This is a genomic window from Epilithonimonas hispanica, assembly GCF_003385395.1.
GTDB classification, from domain to species: Bacteria; Bacteroidota; Bacteroidia; order Flavobacteriales; family Weeksellaceae; genus Epilithonimonas; species Epilithonimonas hispanica.
On the sequence record NZ_QNUG01000026.1, the window covers coordinates 43,358 to 52,083 of the forward strand.

9 protein-coding genes are annotated in these 8,726 nt (G+C 32.6%); 6 read left to right on the forward strand and 3 right to left on the reverse strand.

The window, feature by feature from the left end; translation table 11 throughout:
• Positions 1 to 6: 6 nt before the first annotated feature.
• Together DRF58_RS12220 and DRF58_RS12225 are read right to left on the reverse strand one after the other, a co-directional pair.
• Positions 7 to 846 carry a WG repeat-containing protein gene (locus DRF58_RS12220; RefSeq protein ID WP_116035818.1) on the reverse strand — a complete coding sequence of 280 codons (840 nt, stop codon included), beginning with the start codon at positions 844 to 846 and terminating at the stop codon, positions 7 to 9.
• Entirely contained in the window at positions 843 to 1,508 is a 666-nt protein-coding gene (locus tag DRF58_RS12225; protein WP_116035820.1) for a hypothetical protein, read from the reverse strand. Before DRF58_RS12225 ends, DRF58_RS12220 begins: the two co-directional genes overlap by 4 nt.
• Before the next feature lie 380 nt (positions 1,509 to 1,888).
• On the opposite strand from DRF58_RS12225, the gene recQ reads away from it, so the two are divergent.
• Together recQ and DRF58_RS12240 are read left to right on the forward strand one after the other, a co-directional pair.
• Positions 1,889 to 4,063 (forward strand): DNA helicase RecQ, encoded by a 2,175-nt coding sequence (gene recQ / locus DRF58_RS12235; protein ID WP_116035823.1) that lies wholly within the window; start codon positions 1,889 to 1,891, stop codon positions 4,061 to 4,063.
• A gap of 78 nt (positions 4,064 to 4,141) precedes the next feature.
• Positions 4,142 to 5,101, forward strand: coding sequence for a Fic family protein (locus DRF58_RS12240; RefSeq protein ID WP_116035825.1), 960 nt, complete (start codon positions 4,142 to 4,144; stop codon positions 5,099 to 5,101).
• A gap of 26 nt (positions 5,102 to 5,127) precedes the next feature.
• Here the strand turns inward: DRF58_RS12240 and DRF58_RS12245 are convergent, their stop codons facing one another.
• Entirely contained in the window at positions 5,128 to 5,856 is a 729-nt protein-coding gene (locus DRF58_RS12245; RefSeq protein WP_116035826.1) for an SDR family NAD(P)-dependent oxidoreductase, read from the reverse strand.
• Between the two features lie 147 nt (positions 5,857 to 6,003).
• Here DRF58_RS12245 and aroC point away from each other — a divergent pair, with 147 nt between their 5' ends.
• The 4 genes from aroC (at position 6,004) to DRF58_RS12265 (ending at position 8,541) form a co-directional block, all read left to right on the forward strand.
• A complete protein-coding gene (gene aroC / locus DRF58_RS12250) occupies positions 6,004 to 7,065 on the forward strand; it encodes a chorismate synthase (protein ID WP_116035828.1) in 1,062 nt (353 codons plus the stop codon).
• Positions 7,066 to 7,071: 6 nt separating this feature from the next.
• Positions 7,072 to 7,347, forward strand: a complete 276-nt coding sequence (locus tag DRF58_RS12255) for a hypothetical protein (protein WP_116035829.1) — start codon at positions 7,072 to 7,074, stop codon at positions 7,345 to 7,347.
• An 8-nt stretch (positions 7,348 to 7,355) separates the two neighbouring features.
• On the forward strand, positions 7,356 to 7,922 hold the full coding sequence (locus DRF58_RS12260; protein WP_116035831.1) for a thioredoxin family protein: 567 nt from the start codon (positions 7,356 to 7,358) through the stop codon (positions 7,920 to 7,922).
• 61 nt (positions 7,923 to 7,983) lie between these two features.
• On the forward strand, positions 7,984 to 8,541 hold the full coding sequence (locus DRF58_RS12265) for a TlpA family protein disulfide reductase (protein WP_116035834.1): 558 nt from the start codon (positions 7,984 to 7,986) through the stop codon (positions 8,539 to 8,541).
• Positions 8,542 to 8,726 lie beyond the last annotated feature (185 nt).

An 8,726-nucleotide genomic window follows, 5' to 3' on the forward strand; every position in this document is an offset into this window, starting at 1 on the left:
TAAAGATTATTTCGTTAACAAAATGTTTTTCAGATAATCAGTTTTTTCATCTTCAATAATTTCTGTTGGCGCATATATTTTTTCTTTTGAAATAATATCAAACAAATAATTTTCATTCTTATGATAATCGAAAGCTAGAACTTTGTTATTTCCAAAAAAACCTGTTATTGTGTAACTTTCATAGTCCATTAAAAGATTTTCATTCTTATCAATCAAACCAAATTTAATCAAATTACCATTTTTGAAAGTCAGCAAATCTAGGTCTAAATCGTAATTTTCAATTTTCTCCTCAACTTCTTTACCCACATAATAAATGTTTTCTGCAATGCAAATTGCAAAATCGTATTTGAAATCTATAATTTGTTGATTCTGAATGTTAACAATTCCCCATTTTCCATTTCTTAAAACCCCGATTTCGCTAAAATTAATATTTGTAATCGAATCATAATCCAACGCAATTATTTCTTGATTTTTTCTATCGATATATCCGTGTTTTCCATCTTTGCAAACTTTTGAGACATTATATTTCTCTAAAAAAATGGAAGCATAAGAATATTCAAAAGGAATTACGATTTCATTTTTCCAATTGATAAATCCCCAAAAATCCTCTTCATTACAAGCTAAAATTAATTCATCATCAAAATCAATCAGATTGGAATATTTCACAGGAATAATAATTTCTCCGATTTTGTTGATTGCACCAAAACATCCATCAACAGAAATAATTCCACAACCTTGATTGTTGAAAATCGTTACTTGTTCCCATTCAGTAGGTTCTTCGCCATTGTTTTCGTCTCGGTAAAAAGTGAAAACTTCGTCTATGTCTTTTGGTTGTAGATTTTTCATTTTAAAAATTTTATCATTTCTTCTCCAATCTTATTTCTAATTTTTTCGGTATTGTATCCTCGTGCAGAAAAATGTGGTATTGCAACAACATTTCTCTTGTTCAAAAAACCTACTTTGGTATATTCTCCTTTCTGTTGAATATTTTCTATTCCTATTTTTTTCAATAAAGAAGTATCTGAAGAAAATATAATAATGTTTTTAGGCTGCAAAATTTCAATTAATTCTAAAGTTTTTCCTATGCAGTACTCTTCAATTTCGATATTTAGATTTTTTAATTCTTTTGTTGACTGAGTGTTAAAGTAAATCATATTTGTCATAACCGAATTTTGTAATTTAGAGAAAAGTAAATCCGTAAAAAATATCTCTCTAAATTTACGTCTTACTTGCGTCATTCCGTCACTCCATTCTTTCGCTTCTTCAATTAATAGATTTTGAGAATAATGCAAACTTTCCGGCTTTCTCCTATCTATATTATTTTCTAGTAAATAGTTACTGTATTTTCCGGAATTTCCCGGATTTATTCCGATTATTAATAAATCTGGATTATAGAAAATTGGAGTTTGAAAACAATAAAAATCCAAGTCTGTCTTTAAAGCAAATTCGTGACATTGCTCTGCAACTTCCTTTAGCCATTTATCTTTTTTTAATTCAAAATCATTCATAATATTTTTTTTAATCTTTTAGTTAACGTATATTTCGTTGTATCACCACCTTCTGTATTTAACAAAATTAGCTCTTTATCTGACAAACTTGAAATTGTATAAACTAGTACATCATTTTGAGCATTTTTTGTAGTGATTTTCTTACTGTTTTCATCAACAGAAAAGTGTAATTGTCTGAATCTGTAACGCAATTTAAACTATATTTTTCGATTAAAAAATGAGAATATTGCAACTGATTTTATTTTACAGCAATATTTCATTTATAATAATGCAAATATAAAATGCACAATAGACAAGATACGTCCTTTTACTAATTAGATTAAGAAATTTTAAAACTCAACCAAAATTTATTATTTTTACTAAAACACAAATCCAAAACGATGAAATCTCCTCTCCAAATCTTACAACAATATTTTGGCTACGACAACTTTCGTCTCAAGCAAGCGAACGCAGTAGAAAACGTAATTTCCAAAAAAGACACCTTTGTTTTGATGCCAACTGGAGGTGGAAAATCGCTTTGCTATCAGGTTCCAGCATTGGTTTTGGAAGGAACTGCCATTGTCATTTCTCCATTGATTGCCTTGATGAAAGACCAAGTTGATGCTTTGCGCGTCAACGGAATTTCTGCGTCGTATATCAATTCTTCGATGTCTAGTTTTGAACAAAATGAAACTTTAAATCAATTAAAAAAAGGAGAACTCAAACTTTTATATGTTGCGCCGGAAAAACTAAGTGCCGATAATGGTTCATTTTTGAAATTCCTTAATGTTATTAATATTTCTCTTTTTGCGGTAGATGAAGCGCATTGTGTTTCGCATTGGGGGCACGACTTCCGTCCGGAATATTTGTTTCTGAATGGATTAAAAAATCAGTTTCCGAAAACTCCAATTATTGCATTGACAGCAAGTGCAGACGAAATTACGAGGAAAGATATCATCAAACAACTGAACCTTAAAGAACCGCTTGTCTTAGTTTCATCTTTCGACAGAGCGAATATCAAATATTTTGTTCAGCCGAAAAAATCTGTCCTTCAGAATATAATTCAATACATTAATGAACATCCCGATGATTCTGGTATTATCTACTGTTTATCGAGAAAAGGAACGGAAGAAATGGCGAATAATTTGAAAGAAAATGGTATCAATTCCGCCTATTATCACGCCGGACTTTCTTCTATAGAAAGAGCAAAAGTTCAGGACGATTTCATTAAAGATAAAATAAGAGTAATGGTCGCTACTATCGCTTTTGGAATGGGAATCGACAAGAGTAATGTTCGTTTTGTGATGCACGCAGATTTACCAAAAAATATCGAAAGTTATTACCAGGAAACAGGAAGAGCCGGAAGAGATGGTTTGCCAAGTGAAGCGATTTTATTTTACTCCAATGCAGATGTGATAAAGTTGAAGAGATTTGCTTTGATAGAAGGCAATGAAGAACAATCTGACCTTATGCTGAAAAAATTGCAACAAATGACCGATTTTGCCGAGATGCAAAAATGCAGACGACAATATCTGATGGAATATTTTGGAGAAAAGCACGATGGCAATTGCAATTCCTGCGATTATTGTCTTAGTAATTTCGAAACTTGGGATGCCACTTTGGATTCTCAAAAATTACTGAGCGCAGTTTTCCGGCTGAAAGAACGGTATGGAAAAAATTTAATTATCGATTTTCTACGAGGTTCAAAAAGTGTGAAAATCACAGATGATATGCGAAGTTTGCCAACCTACGGAATTGGAATCAACAATGATAAAAATTATTGGCAAAACTTGATAAAGCAATTATTTATCAATAATTATTTAGCGGAATCAAAAGACGAATTTCCTGTTTTAAAATTGACCGAAGAGAGTAAACTTATTTTATTTAAAAACAAAAAAGTAGAACTTCAAAAGGTAAAAGAATTGGCAAAAGCCGTCACAGTCAAAGAAATAGAAACCCAATATCCAGAAACTGAACTGAGTCATAATTCAGAATTATTTGATAAACTTAGAAATATAAGACGGGAACAAGCCGAAAAGGAAAATGTGCCACCTTACGTTATTTTTTCTGATGCAACCTTAATGGAACTCGCCACTTATCTTCCTCAAACAAAAGAAGAACTGAATGAAATAAGTGGTTTTGGAACTTTTAAAATTGAAAAATATGGAGAACTATTTCTTTCGGTGATTGTCGAATTTTGTGAACAGAATAATTTGAGCAGTTTAATATTTAATAAAAAACCGAAGAAAAAACGAGAGCCAAAAACAGTCAATAAAAGTCCAGCAGGAACATTTACCACAAGTTATCAAATGTTTAAAGCTGGCAATAGCATCGAGGAAATTGCCAATATTAGAAATCTGGCGATTAATACCATCCAAAATCATTTAGTCAACTTTGTTACTGTTGGAACAATTAAACCCAGCGAATTGATGAATACAAATAAAATCGAACCTATTTTAGAAATTGCCAAAAGTCAACCCATCATATCTTTGAAAGCCATAAAGGAAGAATTGGGAGAAGATTATTCTTATTTTGAAATTAATATTGCCATTGCTTATTACAAGTCTCAACATTAAAACAAGACATATCTTTAATATCGGATAAAGTAATTTATAAATAATCCGATATTAAAAAATTAATTGTAAATTTGTGGGATGAAATGGCAAGAATACCCTTATTACTTTGAAGGGCTAGAAAAACAACTTGAAAGAATTTTGCAGAAAAAAGCTGAATTAGATAAGTTGCGCCCCATTCCAACGTACGCTTTAAAAAGTATCAAAGAAAGTATGACTATCGAATGGACCTACAATTCTAACAGTATCGAGGGTAATACTTTGACTTTGCAGGAAACCAAAATGGTGATCGAAGAAGGCTTTACCATCAAAGGAAAATCTTTGCGGGAGCATTTTGAAGCTGTTAACCATCAGGAAGCCATTGAGTTTATTGAAAGCTTAGTATCGGATAGCTATATTTTGAACGAAAAAGATATTTTGAATGTTCATAATTTGGTTTTAAATAAAATAGAAAAGGATTTTGCAGGAAGATTCAGAACATCGGGTGTCAGAATTTCTGGAGCGAATTTTGTTCCGCCAAATGCGCTGAAAATAGATGATTACATAACAGAATTAATTGAGTGGGTAAATAGTTCCAACGAAAATTTTCTAATAAAATCGGCTATTTTTCATCATCGTTTTGTTTGGATACATCCGTTTTTTGATGGCAATGGAAGAACTGTGCGATTGTTATTTAATTTATTATTAATGAAAGAGGGTTTTCCACCTGCAATCATTTTGAAAAACGATAGAAAAAAATATTACGATGCTCTGAACTCTGCCAATAATGGAGATTATTCTAAGTTGCTTCTGCTCATTTTACAAGCTTCAGAAAGGAGTTTGGACATCTATCTAAGTTCGCTAAATAATACTTATGATAACTACCGCCCGATTTCTGATATTGTAGAAGAAGAAAAACTACCTTATGGACAAGAATATGTAAGTTTACTTGCTAGGAAAGGAAAAATTGACGCTTTCAAAGAAGGTAGAAATTGGCTTACAACGAAAGAAGCTATTTTGGATTATATCGAAAATCGAGAAAGAAAACGGATTTTAAAATAGGAGCAGAAATTGATTTTTCTGCTTTTTTATGGCAACTTAGCCACCAAAAATTCTGGTGATAATTTCAGAATCCAATAGATGATTTTCCATTTCCAGTTGGGAACAATCTCGAATGATTTTCCCGCATTGGTGATAAATTTAGCAACATAATCCGGTTCCATAATCAGATTTTTATTAAGTTCTAATCCGGCGTTGATTTTTGTATTAATGTAACCAATCACTAGAACATTTACTATGATTTTTCTCGAAGCTAATTCTTGTCGAAGTCCAGCCAAATATTGTGTGAAAGCAGATTTTGTACTGCCATAAACAAAATTACTTTTCCGACCACGAACTCCAGAAAGTGAAGACAAACCGATAATTCTTTCCAGATTTTTATTCGATGGATCCATCGCAATAATATTCAGAATAGAAACTGCGCCGATATAATTCGTCTTCATCATTTCGAAAGTTCCATTAAAATTTCTCAAAGCGTTTTGATTTTCCACCAAAAATCCTGCTGAGTAAACTACAATATTAGGTTTTACAGATAATTCATCATAGAATTTTTGATGAGATGCAAAGTCTGTTGCATCAAAATATTTAATCTCCATTTTGGATTTATCCAGATGATTTTCATCAGCAAAATTCTCCAGAGATTTTAAATTTCTGGAAGCCGAAATCACATAAGACCCTTTTTTAATGTAAAGTTTTATGCATTGTTTTGCAACATCCGAATTGGCGCCAAGAATCAGAACAGTTTTACTAGAATTCATTTTGTAAAAATAGATATTAGAAGTTAGATTTTAGATATTAGTCCATTCTAAAATCCGTAAATTTGTAAGTATTAAAGAAATTATTGAATTCAGAAAAATCTTTAGTTTAAAGTCTAACTTCTGATTTCTAACATCTAACTTCTGTCTATGTTTAATGTTTTAGGAAACTTTTTGACGCTTTCTTCCTTTGGCGAAAGTCACGGAGAAGCTTACGGCGGAATCATTACCAATTTTCCGGCGGGTCTGGAAATCGATATTGAGAAAGTTCAACAGGAACTTGACCGTAGAAAACCAGGACAATCTGCTATTGTTACACAAAGAAAAGAAGGCGATAAAGTTCGATTTTTATCAGGGATTTTTGATGGAAAAACGACAGGAACTCCAATTGGCTTCATTGTAGAAAATGAAAACCAACGTTCCAAAGATTACGATCATATTGCCCAAGCCTATCGCCCAAGTCACGCCGATTATACTTACGACCAAAAATTCGGAATACGAGATTATCGCGGAGGCGGAAAATCGTCTGCTCGTGAAACTTTGAACTGGGTTGTTGCAGGCGCTTTAGCAAAACAATTTCTGCCCAAGATTGAAATCAATGCTTATGTTTCTTCTGTCGGCGAAATATTTTGTGAGAAGCCTTACCAAGATTTAGATTTTTCTAAGACCGAAAGCAATATCGTTCGTTGTCCAGATGAGGAAACTGCCGGAAAGATGATTGAAAGAATCAAAGAAATCAAAAAAGAAGGCAACACAATTGGTGGAACGGTGACTTGTGTGATTCAAAATGTCCCAACTGGATTGGGCGAACCTATTTTCAACAAACTGCACGCGGAATTAGGAAAAGCAATGTTGAATATCAATGCCTGCAAAGGTTTTGAATATGGAAGTGGTTTCTGTGGCGCAAAAATGACCGGAAAAGAACATAACGACCTTTTCAATCAAGATGGGACAACCAAAACCAATCTTTCCGGTGGAATCCAAGGCGGAATCTCGAACGGAATGGATATCTATTTCCGAGCAGCTTTCAAACCGGTTGCAACGATTCTTCGTCCGCAGGTAAGCATCAACAAAGATGGAGAATCTGTAACTGTAGAAGGTAAAGGAAGACACGACCCTTGCGTAGTTCCAAGAGCTGTACCTATCGTGGAAAGTTTAGCTGCATTTGTTTTGGCAGATATGTATTTAATTAATAAAACTAGAAAAATATAATATCAAATGAGCGAACTTGATGTTTATGATGATTTTCAGCATTATAAATATTACAATGGAGAATCGGAAAATCCTTTTTGTGGTAAAGATGAAAATCCACTCAATTTTTTGAATCCTAAAGCATTATTTTGGCATTATGAAAAACATTATTACTTCAGCCAAGATTCTCAGCATCAGGATTTAAAAAGCTTTATCAAACATTTGATCGATAACAAACTAAGCGAATATCATAGGGACACAGATGAATTGCAAGAAATGTATTACAATAATTCAATAAAATAAAATAAAGAATGGACATCAAACAATATTGGGACAACGCTGTTTCTTACACAGAATATCTACGTGATGCCGGAGAAAGATTAGGAAATCCAAAAGATACACAAGAAGCTGATTATGCAGAATATTACCGACTGGGAATCCAAAGAATGAACAGAATGTGGGAAAAATATCTTCCGAATTCTGAACAAGTTGAAACTTTGGCTAAGAAAAAATTCAATGGAAAAATTTTGATTATTTCGGAAGCTTGGTGTGGCGACGCCAGTCAGGTAATTCCTGTTGTTGTGAAGTTTTTTGAGCAATTCGAAGTTAAAATTTCTTATCGTGACCAGGAGCCAAGTTTGATTGAAAATTATCTGACCAACGGCGGAAAATCTATTCCGATTGTTATTTTCTTGGATGAGGATTTTAATGAAATTGCGCATTGGGGACCAAGACCAAAACACGGAAACGAACTTCTTAATAAACATAAAGCCAATCCTGAAGAATTTCCTAAAGAAAAATTTTATGTAGAATTGCAGACTTATTATGCTAAAAACAGAGGTTTTGATACGATAGAGGAACTTTTAGAATTACTTTAAAATTAATTCCAGAAGCGCTGTTAGATCTTGAAGCTCTAACAGCGCTAAAAAAATAAAAAGTATGAACTTCATTAAAAAAAACATCATTTACATTATTATCATTGTGATTGTTTCAGCTTTTGCTTTGATAAAACCGCTTCGTGATTTTGTTTCGGAACAGATTGCAATGAGTCCGACTGTTGCAAAAATCAATGATGAAACAACACTTTCTGACGAAGTTTTGAACATCGATTTGAAAGGAATCAACACAAGTAGCACAAACCTAAAAAACCTACGCGGAAAAGTTCTTTTCCTTAATTTTTGGGGAACTTGGTGTCCGCCTTGCAGAACTGAATGGCCTACGATTGAGAAACTGTATCAATTGAAAAAAGATAAAATGGAATTTGCATTGATTGCAATGCAAGACCAAGAGGAAGACGTGAAAAAATTCTTGAAAGAAAATAATTACACAGCTCCGGTTTACATCGCAGAAAGTCCACTTGACCCAAAAGTTTTGCCGGTTGCTTTTCCTACAACGTATCTGATTGGAAAAGATGGAAGAATCCTGAAGAAAGAAGATAGCTCAATGGATTGGAGCAAGGATTCAGTTTTGGAATTTATTGATAATGTGACGAAATAAAATAGTAATTGTTGACTCGATAATAAAAATAAAAATCCCTGAATTAATTGATTCAGGGATTTTTTATGTTTAAGAATAAATTAAATTATGAATATCCGTAATTAGGAATAATTCACTATATTTGACTGTAATTTAGGTAATTATATGGATATATTTAGTTTTACGGCTCATTTTGGGACAGAAGA

Bases quoted from the DNA above. Each gene is read 5' to 3' on its own strand.
- DRF58_RS12225 (WP_116035820.1), bottom strand. From the start codon at position 1,508: ATGAATGATTTTGAATTAAAAAAAGATAAATGGCTAAAGGAAGTTGCA.
- recQ (WP_116035823.1), top strand. From the start codon at position 1,889: ATGAAATCTCCTCTCCAAATCTTACAACAATATTTTGGCTACGACAAC.
- aroC (WP_116035828.1), top strand. From the start codon at position 6,004: ATGTTTAATGTTTTAGGAAACTTTTTGACGCTTTCTTCCTTTGGCGAA.
- DRF58_RS12220 (WP_116035818.1), bottom strand. From the start codon at position 846: ATGAAAAATCTACAACCAAAAGACATAGACGAAGTTTTCACTTTTTAC.
- DRF58_RS12255 (WP_116035829.1), top strand. From the start codon at position 7,072: ATGAGCGAACTTGATGTTTATGATGATTTTCAGCATTATAAATATTAC.
- DRF58_RS12245 (WP_116035826.1), bottom strand. From the start codon at position 5,856: ATGAATTCTAGTAAAACTGTTCTGATTCTTGGCGCCAATTCGGATGTT.
- DRF58_RS12240 (WP_116035825.1), top strand. From the start codon at position 4,142: ATGAAATGGCAAGAATACCCTTATTACTTTGAAGGGCTAGAAAAACAA.
- DRF58_RS12260 (WP_116035831.1), top strand. From the start codon at position 7,356: ATGGACATCAAACAATATTGGGACAACGCTGTTTCTTACACAGAATAT.
- DRF58_RS12265 (WP_116035834.1), top strand. From the start codon at position 7,984: ATGAACTTCATTAAAAAAAACATCATTTACATTATTATCATTGTGATT.